The organism is Psychromicrobium ferritrahens, assembly GCF_043789415.1.
Lineage (GTDB): Bacteria > Actinomycetota > Actinomycetes > Actinomycetales > Micrococcaceae > Renibacterium.
Genome location: NZ_JBDLLW010000001.1, coordinates 2,106,046 through 2,129,786, shown reverse-complemented (window position 1 = coordinate 2,129,786; position 23,741 = coordinate 2,106,046). Strand labels below are relative to the sequence as shown.

The window sequence follows — 23,741 nt, the reverse complement described above, 5'->3', positions numbered from 1 at the left end:
TCATTTCCCAGCATCAACCCACAACCACCACACAGGGGTGTAATAGCCATGAGCAAATACCAAAAACAAAAAACATTGGTATCAACAAAAAACAAAACACACTATTGAGTTCTCAAACAACAGGCTGACTCCGTTTACCGTTTTTCGCGGCTGTTCGGAGCAACTTTTCTAACTTACCCTTCTCGATTCTCACTGTCAAATCGTCGGTTTCACCGGCGTTTTCGACTCGATTTTCGAGATGCCTCATCAGTCCCGAGAAGGGCTGTTCAGCGTAGGATTCGCGCTTTTCGAGCGATTATTTCGTTCGTTTGGCGCGGGAATTAACTGTACCACCCCCTTTGCGGGAATACAAACCTGAGGTTGCAGCTCCCGTAAAAACCCCTAGAACACAAGGATCCCCCGGGATCCGGAGCTCCAGTCACGCTGAGCTTCTCCGGTAAGGACCTCACCACCCGAACTGGCGTCCAGCCGTCCCACTGAATGTTGCTGTTGTGGGAAAAGTAGTCACAACTCAGTCACTTCAGAAACTTTCGTCACTCTCAGTGGGATAGCTGATCCACATCGGGCAGTTGAGAGCTGAGGGTGATGTTTTGTTCGGCCAGCCATTCAAGGTTGAAGGCCTTGCTGAGATAGTTCCGGCCTGTGTCCGGGGCGATGGCTACCACGATCGAGCCATCTGGCGCCGCGGCGGCCACTCGTCGCGCAGCCGCCAGAGCTAGACCGGAGGAGGGCCCTAGCAATAAACCGTGCCGGTTCCTCAGGAAGTGCAACACCGTATAGCTCTCTTGGTTGTCGATCCTTCGGAACTCGTCGACCACCGCGGGATCAAAAGAGGTGGGCCAGAGTTCTCGGGGCCAGGTATTGCCCACGCCGTCGACGATCACCTTGCCAGCCGATCCACCGGAATAGACCGATCCCTCCGGATCTGCGGCGATCACTCGCACCGCCCCTTGACTCCGCTCCTTCAAGAACCTGCCGGTACCGGTCACGGTTCCCCCGGTGCCCACCGCCGCTACGAAATGCGTCACCCTGCCGCTCGTCTGCTTCCAGATTTCCGGCCCGGTGCCTGAATAATGGGCGGCCGGATTGGCTGAATTATCGAATTGCCGAGGCCGCCAGGCCTCTGAGATCTCCGCTGCGGTGCGCTCCGCGATGGCCCGTGGATTATCCGGAGATTCCACCGGGGCCTGCCAATCGGCGAAGATAACCCTGGCCCCGTACTGACGGAGGGCGGCAATTTTCTCCTGAGAAGTGTCTTGACCGGTAATGATGATTACCGGGTGCCCTGTGAGAGCACCGATCAAAGCCAGCCCGACTCCGGTGTTTCCCGAGGTGCTCTCCACAATGGTGGCCCCCGGTCGTAACTCCCCCGAGGCCTCGGCCGTGCGCACCATATTGAGTGCGGTGCGATCCTTGATCGAACCGCCGGGGTTGGTGGACTCCAGCTTCAGCAGAACCCTGCTTCGCTCACAACCCGCTGGCAGACCTAGTCCCTGAACCTCCACGAGCGGCGTATTGCCGACCAGGGCTAGCGGCCCGACCCGCGTCTTCACGGGGCTTAATTGGATACTCACAACACCCTCCTGAAGAGTTCTTCGCGCGCTCGATCGACCAAGGTTGCCGCTGACAGCTTCTGCTGCAAAAGAGGCTCAAGGCGGTGCACCAGTTCGATGACTCCCAGGCCCAGAGCGCCCGCGCCCGCTTCCACCCCCGGTTGCACGAGCAGAAACACAGCGGTGAGCAGTTCGATGCTGAGCAGTTGTTCGAGCACTTCCACTGAACGCTGCAAGTGCTGGAGTGCCAGTGGTGCGAGGGTCGAGTGGTCCTCCACGTCCGCGGAAAGGCTGGGTGCCCCGAGCGTCACCGGTTGCGCCAAGGTCTTGAGCTCGGCGAGCAGTGCAGCGGCCGAGTACCAGAGCAGGCCCGGTAGCTCCTCGGGCAGCACCCTTCCCTGGGATTCAGCCAGCTTTGCCTGCCGGATCAGTCGCTGCGGCGGATACAGTTTCGCAATTCGCCGCTCACTGATGATGCCGATATGCGCCAGCGCGATCCTGATCGATTCAAAACTCAGCGCCAGCTCGACGATCTGGAAATTGCCGCCGGAGTGCAAACTGCCGCTCTCCAGATCAACCAGCGGATTTTCCGCTCTCGCATTGAGTTCGACGTCGAGCAGCTCGGCGAGCTGACCGAGCTGTCGGCGCAGGGCGCCGTGGGTCTGCGGGGCGGATCTGAAGGAGAGCGGATCCTGCACACTGGCCCTGCGTTCCGGATTTCCCAGCTCGCTGCCACGGAGCAGCCCGCGGATTCTGGCACTGCTCGCTGCGGTTCCCGGAGAATCTTTAGCCGCAGCTATCACCGCCGAATAAGCACCCAAGCCGGCGCTGTCCGCATAACGCCCAACCGCTTCGAGGGAAACCGCAAGAGCAGTATCAGCCACTTCCGCTAGGTGCTCGAGCCGTGCATATAGCAGCGCGCCGACGCCGATCGAATAGGAGTTGGCGCTGATCAGGGCGAGACCCTCAAGCGGTCGCAAGGCCAAAGGCCGCAGCCCGACCGCCTGCAAGGCCTGAGCGCCGGTGATGAGCTCTCCCGCATCGTCAAATGCTTCCCCTTCGCCGATCGCGACGCTGGCCAAGGCCGCCAGTTGAGTCAGGTCGGAAGACCCCACCGAACCGATCCTTGGAATAGCCGGATGGACACCTCGATTGAGTAGCTGGAGGTATTGCTCGACGGCATCCCGATGCACCCCGGCACCGCCCCTGCTCAGCCCGACCAGACGGGCGAGGATCAGCGACCGGCTCTCCTGCTTGCTCAGGAAGGAGCCGACACCGCTCGCGTGATACCTGACCACCTGAACTTGGTAGGCCAGCAGTTGCTCGGCCTGAACCTCGGTATTCCGCCCGGAGCCGAGGAGAGTATTCAGCCCATAGACTAGTTCCCCCGAATCAGCGGTGCGCTCGACAAGCTCCCGGGCGCGGTGAATCACTTGCCAGGCTGCGGGTGTGATCTCGATCTGCTGCCCTTCATCGGCGACAGCCTCGAGGAATGCGGCTAGGCTGACCCGTCCGGCGTCGAGCACGAAGGTCATCAGAAGTCCCGCAGATTCGCCCGGAATCCCCCATCGCCGAAGCTGCTCCTCAGCAGACCGCGATGACGCAGCACCGGGACCAAGCGATCAAGTACTCCGTGCACCGTCGAGGGATCGACGAAGCCGGAGAACAGGAACCCGTCACCGCCCACGGCTTCACCGGTTTCCTCCAAATAGTCCGCAATCTCTTCGGGCGTGCCGATGATGCTGTCCCCAGCTCCACCGCTGCGTTTGCGCAGGATCTCACGCAGCGTGGAGCCGGCGGGAGCCGCGGAAGCGAAGTGCTCAAGGGTTCCCTGATTGCTGTTCGTAGTGAGGCTTGGCAACGGCTCATCGAGATCGAATTTCTTGAAGTCGATCACCGAGAGATAAGAGATCGAGTTCAATTGGCTGTCGATATCGCGCTGCGTCAGGGCTTCCCGCTGTGCCCGGAGATCCTCCGCTTCCGCCCGCGAAGAGACCACCGTGGGCTTGAGCACGAAAAGCACTTTGACGTCGTCCGCCGACCGACCTCTGGCCACCGCCTCCGCCCGGATGGAGTCCCGGTAGTTCTTCATGCCTTCGACGCCGCGTGCCAGCGCGAGTGCGACGTCGGCGTGGCCGCCGGCGAAAGCCCGGCCGCGAGGCGAAGCACCGGCTTGCACGAGCACCGGCTCCTCCGGCAGTGGCGCAGTGTTCAAAGGACCCCGCACCCGGAAGAATTCGCCTTGGTGATGGATCGGAGTTACCTTGCGATGATCGGCGTAGACCCCGTTCGCTGTATCTTCGACAATGGCCTCGGGCTCCCAGCTGCGCCAGAGCTTGCGGACTACATCGACGAATTCCTCGGCCTTTTCATAACGGGTGTCATGCTCGATCTGCTGATCCAGCCCATAGTTCTGCGCGGCCAGATCGCTCCCCGAGGTGACGACATTCCAGCCCAGTTGCCGATTCGAGAAGTGCTGCAGAGTCGCCAGTAATCGGGCGGCGGTAAAGGGCGGATAGAACGAAGCGCTGACCGTGGGCACGATGCCGAGGTTCTGGGTCGCGGCGAGGAGCAAGGGCACCAGGGCGAGTGGGTCGTGTTTGGGTGCGAAAGAGGCCTGCGCCAGAGACACCTCGGAGCTGCCGCCGTAGGTGTCGGGCACCGTGAGCGAGTCCTCGATGATGAAAAGATCCAGGCCGGACCTCTCGAAGTGCCGGACGGCGTCCTGATAGATCTCGGGTCGTTTCCAGTCGTAACCGAGTGAATAACCGGGAGTCCCCCAGCCCTGCACGCCGAAGCCGTGCCCGACGAACCAGCCAAAATGCAACATGCCCCGACTATAGAAGCCCCATCAGGCCTGGGCATCTCAGGCATTCATGCGGCGTCACCCGGAGTCATCGGACGTCAAAATCCTGCATCGAGTGCGGAGAGGCTCAGCGCTCGGGAGTCAGGTAGAGCGCACCGAGCGGTGGCAGGATCAGCGTGGCCGAGGCCGGTCGTGAATCCCAGCTCTCGCTGACCGCAACCACCTCGCCACCGTTTCCGACGCCGGAGCCGCCGTATTCCTCGGCGTCGGTGTTCAGCACCTCGCGCCAGGTACCGGCGAAGGGCAGCCCGATGCGATAATCGTGGTGCGGGTTCCCGGCGAAGTTCACCACGCAGACCAGGGGGTGCCCGGCTTTGTCCCAGCGGATGAAGGAGAGCACATTGTGCTCCGAATCATTGGCGTTGATCCACTCGAATCCGCCGCTGACATTGTCCTGTTCCCAGAGCGCACCGGTCTTCCGATAAATCTCATTGAGCTGCCGCACCATGAGTTGCAAGCCGCGATGCGGGGGCATATCCGCCAGCCACCAATCGAGTCCGTGCTGCTCGCTCCATTCGGCTTCCTGGCCGAATTCGGTGCCCATGAAGATCAGCTGCTTGCCCGGATGCGCCCATTGCCAGGCCAGGAAAGCCCGGAGATTGGCCAATTGCTGCCAGCGGTCACCGGGCATCTTGCGCAGCATCGAGCCTTTGCCGTGCACCACTTCATCGTGGCTGATCGGCAGCAGGAAATTCTCGGTGAAGGCATAGACCAGGGAGAAGGTTGCGGTGCCGTGGTGCCAGCTCCGATTGATCGGGTCCTCGGAGATATAGGCCAGCGAATCGTGCATCCAGCCCATATTCCACTTCAGCCCGAAGCCGAGCCCGCCACCATCGGTGGGTGCGGTGACTCCGGGGAAAGCCGTTGATTCCTCGGCGATGGTGACGATCCCTCCGGAGCGCTTATACGCCGTGGCGCTCATCTCTTGCAGGAAGGAGATGGCCTCCAGGTTCTCCCGTCCGCCAAAGCGGTTGGGACTCCACTCGCCCTCTTCTCGGGAGTAATCGAGATAGAGCATTGAGGCGACGGCGTCCACTCGCAGGCCATCCAGGTGGAAGACTTCAAGCCAGTAGAGCGCATTCGCGGTGAGGAAGTTCCGCACCTCGGAACGGCCGAAGTCGAAGATCAACGTTCCCCAATCGGGGTGCTCGCCGAGCCGCGGATCGGAGTGCTCGTACAGCGGCCCGCCGTCGAACTTCGCGAGCGCCCACTCGTCTTTCGGGAAATGCGCCGGAACCCAGTCCATAATGGCACCGATACCCGCTTGGTGCAGGGCGTCAACGAGGTGCTTGAACTCATCGGGGTGCCCGAACCTGGAAGTCGGAGCGAAATAGGAGGTCACCTGATAGCCCCAGGAACCACCGAAGGGGTGCTCGGCGACCGGCATGAACTCGACATGGGTGAAGCCCATCCACTGCACGTACTCCACCAGTTCGCGGGCCAGATCCTGATAGCTCAGACCGGGCCGCCAGGAACCTAGATGCACCTCGTAGACGCTCATCGGTGAGTTGTGCGGGTCCCGCTGCGCCCGGGCCGTCATCCATTCGTGGTCTTGGAACTGGTAACTCGACTCCACCACGCGGGAAGCGGTGAGCGGCGGCACTTCGGTACCGAAAGCCATCGGATCGGCCTTTTCCACCCAGTGACCGGCTCGGGAGAGGATCTCGAACTTATAGCGGCTGCCCGCGGAAGCTTCGGGGATGAACAACTCCCAGACCCCGGAGGAGCCGAGCGAACGCATAGCGTGCTGCCGTCCGTCCCAGTCGTTGAACTCGGCCTTGACCCGGACGGCTTGAGCATTGGGGGCCCAGACCGCGAAGCTCACGCCGTGCACTTCACCCAGCACAGAAGGATAGCTCCGGGTATGCGCACCCAGTACATTCCACAGTTCCTCGTGGCGGCCCTCCCCGATCAGGTGAAGATCCACTTCGCCGAGAGTGGGCAGGAAACGATAGGGATCGTCCCGAATAACCTCACGGCCGCCGTGATATTCGAGTTTGATCCGGTAATCGGGAACATTGCCCGGTTGCTCTGGTTCGAGAACGGCCTGCCAGATGCCGCCGTACTCGTGCTGCATGTCGGTCTCGCCCTGGCTGGTTATCACGGTGACTTTTTCGGCGAGGTGCCCCAGCACGCGGATGGTGAGTGCGCCGTCCCGATCAAAGTGCGGCCCGAGCACAGCGTGCGGATCGTGAGAGGATCCCTCGGAAATCCTCGCCAGAACCTGCTGCGGAACCTGGACTGCTTGACCGTTCATCTGCACTTCTTCCGTTGAATCCAATAAGCGACGCACCGCGGCCACCGGAACGGACAGCCAATCCGGCCTGTTCCGCAGCTCGTACACCACCTCGTACAGCGCTTTGTCCAGCCAGAGCGCAAGGAAGAGCGGGGACTCTGGGCCATTCAGTTCGGAGCCGCTCTCATTGCGATAGCCCTCGAGATAGGCGGCGGAGGTGCTGGCCGCCCAAGCGATGCCCTGCTGTTCCTCCAGACCCGAGCTGGCCGCCGCGTAGTCGATCGATCTGAGCAATCCGACGACATCGCGCAACGGCACATCCGGCAAGGAACGCTCCGCCACGGGTCGTAGCGGCTCCCCTTCGAAGTCAAGGACGAGCCAGCGAGGCGGCTGCTCGGTTCGAATCAGCTGGCCGAGATGCAGATCTCCGTGGATCCGCTGTAATGAGGGCAGATCCGTAACCTCTTTGAGCGCGGCCAACACGGCTTCGATCTTGTCCTGATAGTCACCGACCGCTTGGTGAGCTTGCGACCAGGCCCAGCGAATGCGCTCAGCCAGGGCGGCCAAAAAGGCTTCGCGTTGTTGATCGTCGAGCGGGGTCTCGCCCAGTGCGGTGCGCATGGTCCGATGCAGCCGAGCGGTGACTTTACCCAGTTCCGCTGCTTCTGCGGAGAAGTCACCCGCTTGATCACTCGGGTCCTCGGCACCGGCAAGCGAAGCTGCCCGAGCCACCGCAAGCTGCCAGACGTCCTCCGCTTTCGCGATGAATTCGTGCATCACGCAGAGGCTGCCGGTGACCTTTTCTCCAGCGGCGTTCTGCCAGCAACCCTTTGCCCAGCCGTGCAAGCTCGGAGAGTCAGCACTGCCCGCCTCGGTGAGCGCTCCGCTCACCTCGATATCGGGGTTGGTCCCGGTGGCTAGCACTCGGAAGAACTTCAGGATCACCGCCAGCTCCGGGTTCCGCACGATCACCGAGCTGTTCGACTGCTCAGCGCTGATCACCCGGATCCGGGGAGTGCCGCCCAGCTGGTGTGCGGATTGGAAGGCCGCACTGGAGAACCCGTGCGCGGCACCGTCGTCCAGGGTGTCTTGCTGGTGCAGGAAATCCAGCCAGGCCGCAATGAAAACGGGATCGTGCACGGCGTCGTAAATCCAGCGTCGGCCCAGTTCGGAGTGCTCCGAAACGCCCACCAGGTGCGCTTCAGCATCCGCCAGAGGGGCGTCCCGATAGCTCAGCGGAACCTGTAGCACTTCGACTCGGTCCGCAGTGCGCACCGCGACAAAATGGACTTCCAAACCGACTTTTCCCTGGGGGTCCTGCAGCCTAAAACCGCCGGCTCGACTCAAACTGAGCTGATTGTTCTTGGCCGGAAACCAGCGTTTACCCGGCAGCCAGGAAGCGAGCAGTTCGGGAATCGACGGGCTGAGCTGAGGCATTAGCGGGTCGCACCTCCGGAAACGGGTGGTTCTTGCCCTGGCTCGGCGAGCACCGGAGCGTCTTGGAAGATCGGCGAGGACGACGGCGGCTGCCGGGATTGCAGGGCCACCAGCGGCATCGCCTGAGTGACCGGCGAGGCGAGATTCGAGTTGCTGGACCGGATCCGCAACCAGAAGAAGTCGTGGCTGCCCAGGGTCAGGGTGAGTATTCCGTCGTCGCCGATGACGGGGAACAAGGTGCCCCCAAAGACATCGCGCAGACCGCGCCCGGCGTACTGGGTAAGCCGTAGCTGGGTGGCCACCGGGTTCTGCGAGAGGTTGAAGACGCAGAGCACGCTCTCTTCGGCCTCGCCCTCCGGATTGTCCTGCGGCAACTCCCTTAAGAACGCCAGCACCGGTTCGGCACTCGCCTCCACATTTTGGTAACCACCGAGGCCGAAGGCCAGATGGGCCTTGCGCACGCTGAGGATCTGCCGGGTCCAGTTCAGCAGCGAAGCGGAGTGCGCCTGTTGCGCTTCCACGTTGACCTGATTGAAGTGGTAGACCAGGGACTGGATCACCGGCAGATACAGCTTGCCGGGATCGGCGGTGGAGAATCCGGCATTGCGATCCGGGGTCCACTGCATCGGAGTGCGCACCGCGTCGCGGTCGGTCAGCCAGATGTTCTCGCCCATGCCGATCTCATCCCCGTAGTACAGGAAGGGGCTGCCCGGCAGGGCGAGGAGCAGCGCGTTGATCAGCTCGATCTCGGAGCGCGAGTTGTCCAGCAGCGGGGCCAGCCGGCGCCGGATCCCGACATTGGCGCGCATCCGGGCGTCCGGGGCGTACCAGCCGAGCATCGCCTCGCGTTCGGACGGCGTCACCATCTCCAGGGTGAGTTCGTCGTGGTTGCGCAGGAAGGTGCCCCACTGGGCGCCGCGTGGAATCGCCGGAGTGTCCCGCATGGTGTCGATGATCGGCGCGGCCTTCTGGTCGCGCAGCGCGTAGAACAGCCTGGGCATAATCGGGAAGTGGAAGGCCATATGGCACTCCGGGTCCTCTTCGCTACCGAAGTATTCGACCACCTCGCCGGGTGGCTGGTTGGCTTCGGCGATGATCACCCGCCCGGGGTACTCCCGGTCCACCATGGCACGCAGATCCCGCAGGAACTTATGGGTCTCCGGCAGGTTCTCACAGTTGGTGCCCTCCTCTTCGAAGAGGTAGGGGATGGCGTCGGCTCGGAAGCCGTCGATGCCCTGATCGAGCCAGAATCGCACGACGTCGAAAACGGCTTCAACCACCTTGGGGTTCTCAAAATTCAGGTCGGGCTGGTGACTGAAGAAGCGGTGCCAGAAGAACTGCCGGCGAATCGGGTCGAAAGTCCAGTTGGACTCCTCGGTGTCGATGAAGATGATCCGGGCATCCTGATACTTCTCATCGGTATCGCTCCACACGTAGAAATCTCCGTAGGGGCCATCCGGGTTCTCCCTGGACGCCTGGAACCAGGCGTGCTGATCCGAGGTGTGATTGACCGGGAGATCGATGATCACCCGGACCCCGCGGGCGTGGGCCTCGGAGACCAGGCGCTGGAAATCGGAGAGGGTGCCGAACTCATCGAGCACTTGGTAGTAATCGGAGATGTCGTAGCCGCCATCACGCAGCGGCGATTCGAAGAAGGGCGGCAGCCACAGGCAGTCGATGCCGAGCCACTGCAAGTAGTCGAGTCTTTCGATCAGCCCGGAGAAGTCGCCCGAACCGTCGTCATTGGCGTCATTGAAGGCGCGCACCAGCACCTCGTAGAAAACCGCTTTGCGGTACCAGTGCGGATCGTGCTGTAGACCTGGAGCATTCATGCTGAAGTGGCCGGAGGAAATGCTCATTCAGAACGCCTAACGTGAAGGATGTGGGCGGGTTCGAGGTGGGCGTCCAGTCGGACGTAGTTCTCACTTCCCCATTGCCAGCTTTGACCGGTAATGAGTTCGTCAACGGTGAAGGTGCCATCGGCGTTGAACTGGTCGATCTGCAGAGCAGCCAGATCCAGATACACCATGCCCTCCCTCGCACTGTGCGCGTCAACATTGACCACCACGATGATGGTGTCTTTGTGAATCTTGCCCTCAGCATCGTGCACATTTTTATGTTTGCTGAAGGCTACTGTAGCCGGGTCACTCGTCGCGTGCACGGTCAGATTGCTGAGGTCGCCGAGCGAGGGGTGCTCACGGCGGATCCGGTTGAGCAGGGTGATGAACGGTGCGAGTGAACGCCCTGATTTTTCCGCGGCTGCGAAGTCCCGGGCTTTGTATTCGTACTTCTCGTTGTCGATGTACTCTTCGGCCCCGGGCCTGGCCACATGCTCGAAGAGCTCATAACCGGCGTACACTCCCCAGAGCGGGCTGCCGGTGGCGGCCAGCACTGCCCTGATCTTGAAGCCCGCTGGTCCGCCGTACTGCAGGTATTCGGTCAGGATGTCAGGGGTGTTGACGAAGAAGTTCGGCCGGTAGAAAGCAGCCGAATGGTGGCTCACTTCCTGGAAGTACTCCTCGATCTCCGCCTTGTCGTTCCGCCAGGTGAAGTAGCTATAGGACTGCTGGAAGCCAGCCCGGCCCAGGGCGTGCATCATGGCCGGCCGAGTGAAGGCCTCCGCGAGGAAGACGATCTCTGGGTGTTCGGCACGCACTTTGGCAATCAGCCACTGCCAGAACCAGAGCGGTTTGGTGTGCGGGTTGTCGACCCGGAAGATCTTGACGCCGTGGCTGATCCAGAGCTTCACGATCCTCAGGACTTCGTAGCTCAGGCCATCCGGGTCGTTGTCGAAATTGAGCGGGTAGATGTCCTGATACTTCTTCGGCGGGTTCTCCGCATAGGCGATGCTGCCGTCGATCCTGGTGGTGAACCACTCGGGATGCTCGGTGGCCCAGGGATGATCCGGCGCGGCTTGAAGTGCCAGATCCAAAGCGACCTCCAGACCCAGCTCAGCGGCTCGCTTCACAAAGGCGTCGAAGTCGGCGAAATCGCCCAGCTCTGGGTGGATGGCGTCGTGCCCGCCGTACTGCGAGCCGATGGCCCACGGAGAACCCGGATCAGCCGGTCCGGCCACCAGAGTGTTGTTCGGGCCCTTCCGGTTCACTTCTCCGATCGGGTGGATGGGCGGCAGGTAGATCACGTCGAAGCCCATCTTGGCCACCCGGTCCAGGCTGTGCAGGGCGGTGCGGAAGTTCCCGCTGGTCCATTCGCCGGTTTCCGGATGCCTGCTGGCGCCTTCAGAACGCGGGAAGAATTCGTACCAGGAGCCACGACCGGCGGCCTCGCGCTCGACCTCGATCGGATATTCCTTACTGCGGGTGACCAGATCACGGATCGGCTGCCGTTCTAGCAGCTGGTGAATCTGAGAATTCGTGCCCGCCCCCAGTCGCTGAGCCACCGGAAGACCCGCATCGCTCAGCCCGACCGCCGCAGTTTTCAGCAGTGCCCGCTGCTGGGCCGAGCGGGATGCGTCTGCCGCGGCTTTGCCCAGCAGCGCGGCGCCTTCAGCGAGCATCAGTTCGACGTCGACGTCAGCGGCAATTTTTACTTCGGCATTGTGCCGCCAGGTGGCGTAGAGATCAGAAAAGCCTTCGACGGCGAACGACCACTCGCCGACTTCGTCAGGAGTGAGCCGCCCCTCCCAGCGATCCGTGCCCTTACCGAGGGGCAGTAACCGCACCCGCTGACGTTCCTTGCCCTTGGCATCGAAAAGCAGGGCCTCCACCCCGAGCAAGTCGTGCCCTTCGCGAAAAACCGTGGCGGCCACCTCAAGATCCGCTCCGGGGATCCCCTTCGCCGGAACGGTGCCGCTGTCGATCACCGGAGAGATATCGACGATGGGAATCCGGCCAACGGTGGTCTCGGCGAGAACGCCCGCAGAAGCCGTGCTCACGGAAACCGACTTTGCGGCCTTCTTAGCCGAGGCCACGACTTTTTTGCCGGACGTTGCATGATCTGTAGTCACCTTCCACACGTTAGCGAGAATGCGGCACGATTGCGATGTATGGACAGAACTTGTTTCGGCCCAGGATCTCTTTCCGTCTCACGTTCAATCCTTCATCCCATCGACGGCGGTGAACGCCGTGCTGAATCGGCGGCCCAGCACCAGGTACAACAGCACCACGGGGAGCGAATAGACCAGGGAAAAAGCGGCGAGCTGACCGTAGGCCACTTGGCCGTATTGGGAGGAGAAGGTGTACAGGCTCACTGAAGCGGGCAGCTTATCCGGTGAGAGCAGCAGCATGAAGGGGACGAAGAAGTTCCCCCACATCACCACGAAGGTGAAGATGGTGACCACCGCGGTTCCCGGTTTCATCAACGGGAGCACTACGAAACGCAGGGCCTGCATGGTTGAAGCGCCCTCTGTCCAGGCGCTTTCCTCGACGTCTTTCGGCACGGCGTCCATGAAGTTCTTCATCAGGAAGATCGAGTAGGGCAAGGAGGAGGTGGCCAGGAAGAGGATCGTGCCGGCCCAGGAATCGATCAGGTTGATCTGCACGAACATCGCGTAAACCGGGATCATAATAGCGGTGATCGGCAAGCCAGTAGCAAAGATCAGAGTGAGCAAGAGCGGTCGTGTGCCCCGGGATCGGTAACGAGAGAGCGGATAAGCGGCGAGCGCCGAGCAGACCACGGTGACCAGAGTCGCCAGCCCGCAGAGCAGGAGGGAATTCCAGATCGGACGGAAAGTGGTTTTGGCGTTCATGATCGCCGCGAAGTTCTCCAGGCTCGGGTGCGCAGGCCATTCCACCGCCAAGCTTGCGTCGGGGTTGATCGAGGCGAGGAGCACCCAGAGCAATGGCAGGCAGAAGGACAGTGCGATCAGCAAGAGCAGTAAGCTGCTGGCTGTTTTCGCGGAACTGAAGAGCTTACGCCGGGCGGGCCGCCGGACGGCGACCCTGATCACGGGGATTCCACTGCTCGTCCTCGAGGTTCCGGCACTCAGTGGGCTGCCGCTCATGCTCTGTCCTCCTTGGGGAGCAGTCTCATATAGACCAGCGAGGCCGCCCCGCCGATGACCAGCAGGATCAAGGCCACCGCAGTTCCGTACCCCAGCTGGCCGAAGCTAAAGGCCTGTTCGTACATGAAAAGCGGCAAGGTCTGGCTTGCGCCACTCGGTCCTCCCGCCGTCATCACATAGATCAGTCCGAACACCGAGAGGGTCTGCAGGGTGGTCAGCATCAGATTGGTCAGCACGGACCGCCGGATGATGGGCAGGGTGATGAGGAAGAACCTACGCCAGCCACCGGCTCCATCGAGCTGAGCGGCTTCGTCGATATCCTGCGAAACCTGGGCGAGTGCGGCACGATAGACCAGCATGCTGAAGGCCGCACCACGCCAGATGTTCGCGAAGGCAACCGCTATGATCGGCAGGTTGATCAGCAGATCCTGAGCGGGCAGGCCGAAGAAGGCCAGAAGGCTGTTGAGCGTCCCCTTCTCAGCCAGAAAGGTGTACCAGAGATAGCCTGCCACAACCTCGGGCAGAATCCAGGCGGCGATAATGATCGCGCTGGTCAGAGCGCTAACGATCTTGCTCGATGAACGCATCAGCAAAGCCAGCAGCATGCCCAGCAGATTTTGCCCGATCACCGCACTGAGCAATGTGAAAATCAAGGTCAGCAGCACCGAGTCCCAGAACTGCGCGGAACCAAAGGCCTTGGCGAAATTGTCCCAGCCGACGAATTCGGTACTGGCGGCGCCTTCGCCGCGCAAGGCCCGATTGGTGAAAGCTAAACTCACGCTGTAGAGAATCGGGCCGACCAGGAAGATGAATAACAGCACCAGGGCCGGCAGCAACGGTAGTGATCTCAGCAGCCACTTGCTGACAGCTTTCGATGGTTGCCGCTCTTGGTTGCTGGCGGGATCGGCCTTGAGCAGGCTCATCTTCCAGCCGCCTCAGCCACGTGCCCAGCCCCTACAATATCGCTGAGCTGTTGGTCATAGGCTTTGGCGGCCTGCTCCGGGGTGCTGCCGCCGACCATCACCTTTTCCATGGCCGCCTGAATCGCGGCGGAGATCTGCGGGTAAGGAGCCAGTGCAGGGCGGAAAGTCGCCCCCTCGACCAAGGATGTGAAGAACTGCACTGTCGGCGAGTAGCTGCGGTATTCAGGGCGGCTCGCCACGTCCTTGCGCACCGCGACGCCGTTCTCCGCGATGTTGTAGGCCATGATGTTTTCGGTCGTTGAGAGGGTCTGCAAGTACTTCCAGGCCAGCTCGCTCTTTTTCGTTCGCGCCGGAATGGCCCAGCACCAGCCACCGGAGAGAGTGGTGTACCCGGGAGCCTGCCCATTTTGGGTGGGCATCTTGCTCTGTTTCATCACGGTGGGCCATTCAGGCCATTCTGCGGCACCGCCGGATGTCCAGTTATTGCTGATCCAGCAGCCGTCGAGCGCTACCGCGAGTTTGCCATTCGGAAGCCAATCGGCATAGATCGTTTCGGCTAGGTTCACATCAAAAGCCTGGCCGAGAGCGGGTCCGAGTTTGTCTGCGAAGATCTGCTGCACAAAGGCCAGGCTGTCGATGAATCCCTGGCTACCGGTCATCCATTTCTTGGTCTCATCGTCGTACAGCGCAGAATAAGTGCCATAAAGCAGCATCTCGAATCCCTGCATGGAGGCTTTCTCGCCCTGAGCCTTTCCGGAGAAGATATTGAAGGGGATCACCTCCGGTAGCATCCGGTGCACGGTCTTCAGATCAGCGAGTAGTTGCTGCCAGTCCTTCGGCTGCCAGGGAATGGGCAGCCCCGCCTTCGCCAGCAGCTCCGAGTTGTACCAGAGCGCCCGGGTGTCAGTATCGGTGGGGACGCCGTAAACCTTGCCGTCTTCACCGGTCACCGCGGCTTTCGCTGAGTCGAAGATCTGCCCCCAGGGCTGCCAGCCCTGGACCCGGTCGTTGAGAGGCTGCAAATAGCCCGCGGCGACATCGGATTTCAAGATGAAGGTGTCCTCATAGACCAGATCCGGAGTAGTGGATTCGCTGGACATCATGAGCTCGTTCTTGGTGAAGTAATCGTTCTCCGCAGCGACCAACGGAATCAGCTGGATCTGGATCTCGGGGTGACTGCGGCGAAATTGCTCACTCACCTTGGTCAGAAAATCTTCCAGCAATCGCCCCGACCCCCACTGCTGATAGGCGATCTTCAGGGTGTTCATCGAGGTTCCGGCGCAGCCACTCAACGCGGGCAGTAAGAACCCGGCGCCCAGGGTGCCCAGGGTGCCCAGCAGGAAACTTCGCCGCTTGGGCAATCGCCGCTCAGTCGGCTCCATCGCTTCTCCACTCGCGCCCATCACGGAAGCTCCCTCGACCCCTTCTGTGTTGTGCATCACATCAATGATTGCCTCAGAGCATAGTCGGCCAGCAATCAAAACACACGGTATAGCAATCATTCACAGTTACTTCCAGAAACCCCGCGGAAGCGCCATCACGCCAGGGAGCTTCCCGGCTCCGGACCGGAAAAGACGCGGAAAGACAGGGAAAATATGTAAACGTTTACGCGTCATATACAAAAAGGAAACCTCAATGAATTCCAACCTTCACGGTTGTCCGCTACCGTTATCAGCGTGAAGGCCATCCGCAGATTTACTGTCCGTACCGTCCTCCCCGAGTCGATCGCTCCCCTGGCGAGACTCGCCACCAACCTCCGCTGGTCCTGGCATCTGCCGACGCGTGAGCTCTTCGCTTCACTCGACCAGCAGCTCTGGGACGAGAGCGCACATGATCCCGTGAGCTTCCTGGGCTCCGTAAGCCGCGAGCAGTTGCAGCAGCTCTCCGAGGATCCGGCGGTGGTGCAGCGGGTGCAGGAAGCGGCTGAGGGTCTGCAGCGGTACCTGGAGGAACCTCGCTGGTATCAGGGCCTGAGCGAAGACGCACCCAAGTGCATCGCCTACTTCTCCCCCGAATTTGGCATCACCGAGGTACTGCCGCAGTATTCAGGCGGTCTGGGTATCCTGGCCGGCGACCATCTCAAGGCGGCTTCCGATCTGGGCGTGCCGCTGATCGGCGTCGGGCTACTCTACCAAGCCGGTTATTTCAAGCAGTCACTCTCCCGGGATGCCTGGCAGCAAGAGACCTATCCGGTGCTCGACCCCGATGGCTTGCCCTTGACTCTGCTGCGCGAAGCGGACGGCTCTCCGGCTCTGATCAGCTTGCCGCTTCCCGACGGGAGGGAACTGCAGGCCTGGATCTGGCGGGCCGACGTCGGGCGCGTCCCCTTGCTGCTGCTGGACTCCAATGTTCCGGGCAATGATGATGCGGCCCGGCTGATCACCGACCGACTGTACGGCGGTGGCGGAGACCATCGTTTGCAGCAGGAGCTCTTGCTCGGCATGGGCGGCGTCAAGGCGCTGCGCGCTTATCAGCGGCTCAGCGGGGTTCCAGCGCCTGAGGTTTTCCACACCAATGAAGGCCACGCCGGATTCCTCGGTATTGAGCGGATCCGGGAGCTCATCGAGAGCAAGCAGCTGAACTGGGACGAAGCGCTGGCAGCGGGCCGGGCCTCCACGGTGTTCACCACCCATACCCCGGTGCCGGCCGGCATCGACCGTTTCCAGAAGGCCCAGATCCAGCACTTCTTCGAGGCTGGCCTGGCCCCCGGAGTGCCGATTGAGAACATTCTGAGCCTTGGCTCCGAGAGCTACGAAGGCGGTGACCCCGCCGTCTTCAATATGGCGGTGATGGGCTTGCGACTCGCCCAGCGGGCCAATGGTGTGGCCAAGCTGCACGGTGTGGTTTCACGCGAGATGTTCTCTGGGCTGTGGCCCGGATTCGATCATGCCGAGGTGCCGATCTCCTCGGTAACCAATGGCGTGCACGTGCCAACCTGGGTCGATCCCAAGGTGAGTGAATTGGTGATCGAGCGCTCCGGCGGAAGTCTGCTGGATCAGCCGGACTGGTCCAAGGTCTACCACGTGCCGGACGCCGAGCTCTGGGCCTTGCGCGGTGAATTGCGCGCTGCGCTGATCGAAGATGTACGACGCCGGGTGCGGGCCTCCTGGAAGAAGCGCGGCGCAGCGGACGCCGAACTGGCCTGGACGGATTCCGTGCTGGACCCCCAGGTGCTCACCATCGGCTTCGCCCGGCGGGTTCCCACCTATAAGCGCCTGACCCTGATGCTGCGGGACCCCGATCGGCTCAAGGCCCTGCTGCTCAACGATACGCATCCGATTCAGTTGGTGATCGCTGGCAAGTCCCATCCGGCTGACGACGCGGGTAAGAAGATGATCCAGGATCTGGTGCGGTTCACCGACGATCCCGAAGTGCGGCATCGGATCGTCTTCCTGCCAAATTACGATATCGCGATGGCCCGCACCCTGTTCCCCGGCTGCGATGTCTGGCTGAACAACCCGCTGCGCCCCTTGGAAGCCTGTGGAACCTCTGGGATGAAGGCCGCCATCAACGGTGGTCTGAACCTCTCGGTGTTGGATGGCTGGTGGGATGAGATGTACGACGGCGAGAACGGCTGGGCGATTCCGACGGCGAACAACGGCGCAAGCGCCGAAGAACGTGACGATATCGAGGCAGCGGCGCTCTACGAACTGCTCGAGACCCAGGTGGCCCCCCGCTTCTATGGCGAAGGCGGAACCACCGAAGCCGCCGGGGCAGCTGGAGCCTCCACTGAGCTGGTCTCGGAGTTGCCCACTCATTGGATCTCGATGATCAAACACACCCTGGCGACACTCGGCCCGGCGGTCTCCGCTGAGCGCATGCTGGACGACTATGTACACAAACTCTACGAGCCCGCCGCGATTGCCGGCCGGGCAGCCACCGCGGATGACTTCGCGGCAGCGCGGGCATTGGCAGCCTGGAAGTCCAAGGTGGTTGCTGCTTGGCCCGCCCTGTCGGTGGAACACGTTGATTCAGTCGGCGTCTCCGACAATCCGCAGATCGGCGATACCCTGGCGGTGCGCGCCTATGTGAATCTAGATGGACTCGCCAGCTCGGATGTTCGGGTTGAGGCGGCCTTCGGCAAAGCCTTGGATACCGACGAACTCAGCGATACGAAATCAGTGGCGCTTCAGCCCACTGAGGATCTCGGCAATGGCCGGTATGTCTTCACCGGTGAGGTGGTCATCGACCGTTCCGGTAGCTTCGGTTACACGGTGCGGGTGTTGCCCGAGCACTCCGGTTTGGCGAGCAGGGCTGAGCTAGGGCTGATCACCAGCGCTTAGCCGCTTCCCTCCCGCGTCGAGTGTGCAGATTTACACCTTAAATCCAGCATTTAAGGTGTAAATCTGCACACTCGATGTTGTTTAAAGGGTTCAAGCCTGACGCACGACGACCTTGAGCTGCGCATTCTCGGCTTCGTGCACCATGCTCAGCACGCTCCGGTAGGCCTTGCTCGCCTTGAACTCAGGGGCGACGTTCCAGATCAGCGTGCTTGGCTCATTCAACCCATCGGCGAAGTCATGGAGCGAATCGGCCAGGGCGTCGAGATTGTGACCGAAGTAGCTCGGCAAATCCAGAGCCTGGGCGAAGGCCTCCAGCACTCCCGCTTTGGAATGCTGAGCAGCGACTTCGAAGATCCGGCGTGCTGGTTCGGCGTTCATTGGCCCTCCAGAATGAATCTGAAACTCTCGTAGTGATCGTCGGTGTAGTACTTCTCACCTCTGGCACCAACGATGATCCGTCGAGCACCACGATCGGATTCACCGGGGGTTTTCACCGTGTACTCCTGGTAATAGCCACCGCGTTGCTTAGGCAGTACGCCCTCGAAATTGCCGAAGTTCACGCCGTCCCGTTCATAGGGGTAAGGGCCGCCCTTGGCGATCAGAGCCAGGGTCTGCTGGGCCTCTTGGGGCAAGTCCGAAGCGCTGATCGTCGGCAGCTTCGAGGGGTTACTCGGGGATTTGCTACTGGCCTGAGCGCTGCTCTGCTTGACGCTGGGTTTCGCCGCCGGTTTCTTGGTGTTACCGGCGCTCTGGCTGCTGTGGGTGTCTCCCCCTGCGGTGTTTCCGGCGCTCAGCCGGTTGATCAGGAACACCGTGCCGATGATCAGCACCAGCACGATCAGGGCAGCGATCAGCCCGGCCAGCTGTTTTCTCCTGGCAGCCGGCGTCAGAGGTCTTTTGCTTCCAGTCATCTTCAGGCCCGGTAGATAGTGATGGTATTGGCTGCCAGCTGGGCCGCGCCGCCCGGACGGAACGTGGCGCCCTGACCTTTCGGGTAGCTCTCGCTGGTGCCGAAACGGTACTCGAAGAGCCGGTCCTCCTCCAGGCAAGGGAAGGTGATCTCCGCTTCTCCCGCGGTGGCGTTGAAGACCACCAGACCGTCCATCACACCACCGGGCGAGCCGAGCAGCATCTGCAGCACCCGCTGCGAACCGTCCTGCCACTGGTCCGGGGAGAGCGGTCGACCGCTGGCATCGAACCAGTGCAAATAGGAAGTCTCGTCGCGCGCCGGATAAGTGGAGGGTTGGGCCGAGAGGTACTCCTTGCGGAGCTTGAGTATTCTCCGGGTGGTGCCGAGCATGGTCTCATCGATGGCGGACCAGTCGATCCAGGAGATCTCATTGTCCTGGCAATAGGCGTTGTTATTGCCCGCCTGGGTCTTGCCCAGTTCATCGCCGGCGGTGATCATCGGCACTCCGAGTGAAAGCAGCAGCGTCGCCATCAGATTACGCGCGGTCTGCGCCCGAGCGCTCAGTATTGCCGGATCCTGCGTGGCGCCTTCCACTCCGTGGTTCCAGGAGCGGTTGTTATCGCTGCCATCGCGATTCTCTTCACGGTTCGCCTCGTTGTGCTTGCCGTTATAGGAGACCAGATCCGCCAGCGTGAAGCCGTCGTGAGCGGTCACCAGATTGATCGAGGCCAGCTGGCTTCGACCGGAAGCGGCGAAGAGCCGGGATGATCCGGAGAGCGCATCGGCCAGCCGCGCCAGCCCGCCTCCGCTGCCCCCTGCGCTGACTGAGGCCTGATCGCTGAGCCAGAAATCTCTCACCGAATCGCGGAAATGATCGTTCCAGTCAGCCCAGCCCACCGGGAATCTGCCGGTCTGCCAGCCATCGTGACCGACGTCCCAGGGTTCGGAGATCAGCTTCACCCCGGAGAGCACCCGATCGGTGGTGGCTGCCACCACGAAGGGGTGCTGCGGGCTGAAGTTGTTCACGGCGTCCCGCCCCAAGGTCACCGCCAGGTCGAAGCGGAAGCCGTCGACGTGGAACTCCTCGACCCAGTAGCGCAGGGAGTCGAGGGCCAGCTGGATGACCTTGGGCTCAGAGAAGTCCAGGGTGTTGCCGCAGCCGGTGGTATCCAGATAATGATCATCGTGGAAGCGGTAGTAACGTTTTTCCGCGAGGCCACGCCAGCTGAGCGCTGGCTCGTAACGTCGTCCTTCCGCGGTGTGGTTGTAAACGACGTCCAGAATCACTTCGATACCGGCAGCGTGCAGCAATTTGATCATGCCCTTGAGCTCGTCCTGCACAGCCTGAGGCCCGGCTTGCTGTGCCGCCGCCGAAGCATAACCAGCGTGTGGCGCGAAGTAGCCGATGGTGTTGTAGCCCCAGTAATTGGGCAGCCCGCAGTCCCGCAGATGCTGTTCGTCGAGGTGCGCATGGATCGGCAGCAGTTCGACGGCGGTCACGCCCAATTCGGTGAGATGCCGGATCACCGCCGGATGCGCTAGGCCGGCATAGCTGCCGCGGATCTCCTCGGGCACCTCGGGGTGCAGCTGGGTGAGGCCCTTGAGATGCGCTTCGTAGATCACGCTGTCCCGCCAGGGGATGTGAGGGGCGGCATCTCCGCTCCAGTCGAAGCCGGAGAACATCCGAACTCCCAGCAACCGGCCGTCCTGCTGATCGATCGAGCGGGCATAGGGGTCGAGCAGGAGCTGCGCAGCCTCCGGATCGATGTCCTCGGTGGCAAAGCCGTAACGTGAGCCGATCGGCAGCGTGTGCACCACCCCGTGGTGCACGCCGTCGGAGAACTCCGGCAGCCTCATCGCCTGCCAGGCCTCCCCCGGCGGCTGGAAATAGAGGATCAGTTCGGCGAGTTCCGGAGCCCAGACCGCAACGTTGACCACTGTTTCGGGGTCGCCGTTCAGAGGCGCGCTGAGCCCGAGCGGAAAGGCCCGGGAAGTGGCGGCACCCAGAACATTGGGGGAAACGATTTCGGTCATGCGGTTTTGGTATGTGCTCTCTGCCGGGAGATCTCGTAGAGGCTGATACCCACCGCCATCGAGGCGTTGAGCGACTCCATCGCAGAATCAATCGGAATCGAGATGATCTGATCGCAGTTCTCCCGCACCAAGCGAGACAGTCCCTTGCCCTCGGACCCGACCACCAGGCACACCGGGTCAGTGGCAACCGCCAATTCCGGCAATGAGACGTCGCCGTCGCCGTCGAGACCCAGCACGAAGTAGCCCATACCCTTGAAGGCTTCCAGCGCGCGGTTCAGATTGGCCGCCCGCGCCACCGGCACCCGCACCGCGGCACCAGCGCTGGTCTTCCAGGCCGAAGCGGTCACTCCGACGCTGCGCCGTTCGGGGACCACCACGGCGTGCCCGGAGAAGGCCGAGACGCTGCGGATGATGGCGCCGAGGTTGCGCGGATCGGTGATGCCGTCCAGGGCCACGATGAGCGGAGCGTTGTTGATGTAGCCCTTACGAGACTTGTCGATGGTCTCCTGGGCCAGGTCGATCGCATCAGCGTAATCATAGGGCGGGATCTGCAGCGCGAGGCCCTGGTGCACGGCTTCGTCCGTCATCCGGTCGAGTTCTGGCTTATGGGTTTCCATCAGCGGAATGCCGCGCTCGGCGGCCAGTTTGAGTGCTTCTTTGACCCGGTCGTCGACTTCGATCCGGACCGCCACGTAGAGCGCTTTGGCCGGAACTCCAGCGCGCAGCGCCTCGACCACCGAGTTGCGCCCGGTCACCATTTCCTCGCTCGCCCGGCCCCTGCCACGGCTGGGATTGCTGCGCTGTGCGGAGTTGTTGGGCCGCTTCGCCGCCGAACGCTCGGCGAGCTCCTTGGCCCGGTAGGCCTTGTGGTACGGGCGATCTTCGGCCTTAGGGGTCGGGCCCTTGCCCTCGAGAGCCTTGCGGCCCAAGCCACCGGTGCCCTTGCTGGGGCCCTTCTTGCCTTTGGCGGCGCGTGGATTTCCAGCCATTATGAGTTCTTCCGTTCTGTTGCTTCAGACCCTGAGTCCCCGGAACTGCTGTCTGCGAGCAGTGTCCAGCTTGGCCCATCGGCCGAGTCTTCGATTTTGATGCCGATGGCCGCGAGTTCATCGCGGATCTCATCGGAACGCGCCCAGTTCTTTGCTTCGCGGGCAGAGGTCCGTTCGGCGAGCCGAGCCCTGACCAGGGCGTCCAGGGCCTTGCCGACGTCGCCCGAGGAGGTTTTCTCGGAGGGAACGGCGTCTAAGCCTAAAGCCGAAGTCATGCTGAGCGCCGCGAAGAACATCCTGGTGAGTTCGTCCGCGTCGCCGCTGGCGAGCGCCGCATTTCCGGACCGCACGGTTTCGTGCAGCACGGCGAGCGCCTTCGGGATGTTCAGATCGTCGTCCATCGCCTCGCCGAAGGCCTCCGGCAGATTGCTCAGCGGAGCGTAGGCGAACCAACCCGCCCCGGCGGGGGCGAAGAAACCATTCTGGGTTCCGTCTCCCCTCGCTCCCTCCACAACTTTTGGTGCTGCTTTAGTCAGGAAGCCGTCGATGCGGGCCAGCGCGGCGGCCGCCTCAGCAAGGGATTCAGGGCTATAGTCCAGCACCGAGCGGTAGTGTGCCTGGCCGAGGTAATAGCGAACCACCCGGGCCGAAGCCTGGCTGAACAACTCGTTGGGGCCGATCACGTTTCCGATCGACTTGGACATCTTCTCGCCCTGGTAGCTCACCAGCCCGTTGTGCATCCAGAAGTTGGCGAAGTCCTTGCCTGCGGCTTGGGACTGCGCCATCTCGTTCTCGTGGTGCGGGAAGCGCAGATCCAGGCCACCACCGTGGATGTCGAAAGCATCACCGAGGTACTTCCCGGCCATCGCCGAGCACTCCAAGTGCCAACCAGGCCGACCGGCGCCCCAGGGGCTGGGCCAGGACGCCGTCTCCGGTTCGTCCGCTTTGCGCCCCTTCCAGAGCGCGAAGTCACGAGGGTCTTTTTTACCCCGCGGGTCAGCGTCGGCCGCGGCCTGCATATCGTCGATGTTCTGCCGGGTCAGCGAACCGTATTTGCCCCAGGAGCGCACGTCGAAGTAGACATCACCGGAATCATCGGTGGCCGGGTAGGCGTGGCCGCGGTCGATCAGCTGCTGGATCAGCTCGTGCATTTCCGAAATATGACCGGTGGCTCGTGGTTCGTAATCCGGACGGGAGATGCCCAGCGCATCGTAGGCTCGGTTGAACTCCTGCTCGTAGCGGTAGGCGCGGGCCCACCACTGCTCGCCCGCTTCGGCGGCCTTGGCCAGGATCTTGTCGTCGATATCGGTGACATTGCGGACCACGGTGGTTTTGAAACCGCGGATTCGCAGCCAACGGCTGAGCTGGTCGAAGACCAGGGCGGAGCGCAGGTGCCCGATATGCGGTTCGCTCTGCACCGTGGCACCACAGTAGTAGAGCGAGGCTTCACCTGGTTTGAGAGGCTCGAAGTCGCGTACTTCGGCGGTGGCTGAGTCGTAAAAGCGCAGTGTCACTTGTCAAGATTAGCCGATAGTGCGTTCTGCCTG

At 62.0% G+C, this 23,741-nt stretch carries 15 protein-coding genes; 1 reads left to right on the top strand and 14 read right to left on the bottom strand.

Translation table 11 applies throughout. The annotated features are described in order from the left end of the window. Positions 1-539 precede the first annotated feature (539 nt). From ABDK06_RS09745 to ABDK06_RS09705, 9 genes are all read right to left on the bottom strand, one after another. Positions 540-1,574: a PLP-dependent cysteine synthase family protein gene (locus ABDK06_RS09745; protein ID WP_394940758.1), complete on the bottom strand. Its 1,035-nt coding sequence runs from the start codon at positions 1,572-1,574 to the stop codon at positions 540-542. After that, positions 1,571-3,088: an aromatic amino acid lyase gene (locus ABDK06_RS09740; RefSeq protein ID WP_394940757.1), complete on the bottom strand. Its 1,518-nt coding sequence runs from the start codon at positions 3,086-3,088 to the stop codon at positions 1,571-1,573. The genes ABDK06_RS09745 and ABDK06_RS09740 overlap by 4 nt, the downstream gene beginning before the upstream one ends. Beyond that, a complete protein-coding gene (locus ABDK06_RS09735) occupies positions 3,088-4,383 on the bottom strand; it encodes an NtaA/DmoA family FMN-dependent monooxygenase (RefSeq protein ID WP_394940756.1) in 1,296 nt (431 codons plus the stop codon). Before ABDK06_RS09735 ends, ABDK06_RS09740 begins: the two co-directional genes overlap by 1 nt. Before the next feature lie 103 nt (positions 4,384-4,486). Next, complete coding sequence (gene glgB / locus ABDK06_RS09730; RefSeq protein ID WP_394940755.1) at positions 4,487-8,092, bottom strand: 1,4-alpha-glucan branching protein GlgB; 3,606 nt, start codon at positions 8,090-8,092, stop codon at positions 4,487-4,489. Continuing rightward, complete coding sequence (treS, locus tag ABDK06_RS09725) at positions 8,092-9,951, bottom strand: maltose alpha-D-glucosyltransferase (RefSeq protein ID WP_394940754.1); 1,860 nt, start codon at positions 9,949-9,951, stop codon at positions 8,092-8,094. Before treS ends, glgB begins: the two co-directional genes overlap by 1 nt. Next, positions 9,948-11,987 carry an alpha-1,4-glucan--maltose-1-phosphate maltosyltransferase gene (locus ABDK06_RS09720; protein WP_394940833.1) on the bottom strand — a complete coding sequence of 680 codons (2,040 nt, stop codon included), beginning with the start codon at positions 11,985-11,987 and terminating at the stop codon, positions 9,948-9,950. Before ABDK06_RS09720 ends, treS begins: the two co-directional genes overlap by 4 nt. A gap of 156 nt (positions 11,988-12,143) precedes the next feature. Further along, positions 12,144-13,055, bottom strand: a complete 912-nt coding sequence (locus tag ABDK06_RS09715) for a carbohydrate ABC transporter permease (protein ID WP_394940753.1) — start codon at positions 13,053-13,055, stop codon at positions 12,144-12,146. Then, positions 13,052-13,978 carry a carbohydrate ABC transporter permease gene (locus ABDK06_RS09710; RefSeq protein ID WP_394940752.1) on the bottom strand — a complete coding sequence of 309 codons (927 nt, stop codon included), beginning with the start codon at positions 13,976-13,978 and terminating at the stop codon, positions 13,052-13,054. Before ABDK06_RS09710 ends, ABDK06_RS09715 begins: the two co-directional genes overlap by 4 nt. After that, a complete protein-coding gene (locus ABDK06_RS09705; RefSeq protein ID WP_394940751.1) occupies positions 13,975-15,417 on the bottom strand; it encodes an extracellular solute-binding protein in 1,443 nt (480 codons plus the stop codon). Before ABDK06_RS09705 ends, ABDK06_RS09710 begins: the two co-directional genes overlap by 4 nt. A 237-nt stretch (positions 15,418-15,654) precedes the next feature. Between ABDK06_RS09705 and glgP the strand changes: the two genes are divergently transcribed. Then, positions 15,655-18,261 (top strand): alpha-glucan family phosphorylase, encoded by a 2,607-nt coding sequence (gene glgP / locus ABDK06_RS09700; protein WP_394940832.1) that lies wholly within the window; start codon positions 15,655-15,657, stop codon positions 18,259-18,261. A 90-nt stretch (positions 18,262-18,351) separates the two neighbouring features. Here the strand turns inward: glgP and ABDK06_RS09695 are convergent, their stop codons facing one another. Genes ABDK06_RS09695 through cysS form a run of 5 tightly spaced genes read right to left on the bottom strand, consistent with a single transcriptional unit; the run spans position 18,352 to position 23,708 of the window. Then, entirely contained in the window at positions 18,352-18,639 is a 288-nt protein-coding gene (locus ABDK06_RS09695) for a barstar family protein (RefSeq protein ID WP_394940750.1), read from the bottom strand. Continuing rightward, a complete protein-coding gene (locus ABDK06_RS09690) occupies positions 18,636-19,172 on the bottom strand; it encodes a guanyl-specific ribonuclease (RefSeq protein WP_394940749.1) in 537 nt (178 codons plus the stop codon). The genes ABDK06_RS09695 and ABDK06_RS09690 overlap by 4 nt, the downstream gene beginning before the upstream one ends. Positions 19,173-19,174: 2 nt before the next feature. Then, on the bottom strand, positions 19,175-21,205 hold the full coding sequence (glgX, locus tag ABDK06_RS09685) for a glycogen debranching protein GlgX (protein WP_394940748.1): 2,031 nt from the start codon (positions 21,203-21,205) through the stop codon (positions 19,175-19,177). Further along, positions 21,202-22,194, bottom strand: a complete 993-nt coding sequence (gene rlmB, locus ABDK06_RS09680) for a 23S rRNA (guanosine(2251)-2'-O)-methyltransferase RlmB (RefSeq protein WP_394940747.1) — start codon at positions 22,192-22,194, stop codon at positions 21,202-21,204. Before rlmB ends, glgX begins: the two co-directional genes overlap by 4 nt. Continuing rightward, positions 22,194-23,708 (bottom strand): cysteine--tRNA ligase, encoded by a 1,515-nt coding sequence (cysS, locus tag ABDK06_RS09675; RefSeq protein ID WP_394940746.1) that lies wholly within the window; start codon positions 23,706-23,708, stop codon positions 22,194-22,196. Before cysS ends, rlmB begins: the two co-directional genes overlap by 1 nt. Positions 23,709-23,741: the final 33 nt, after the last annotated feature.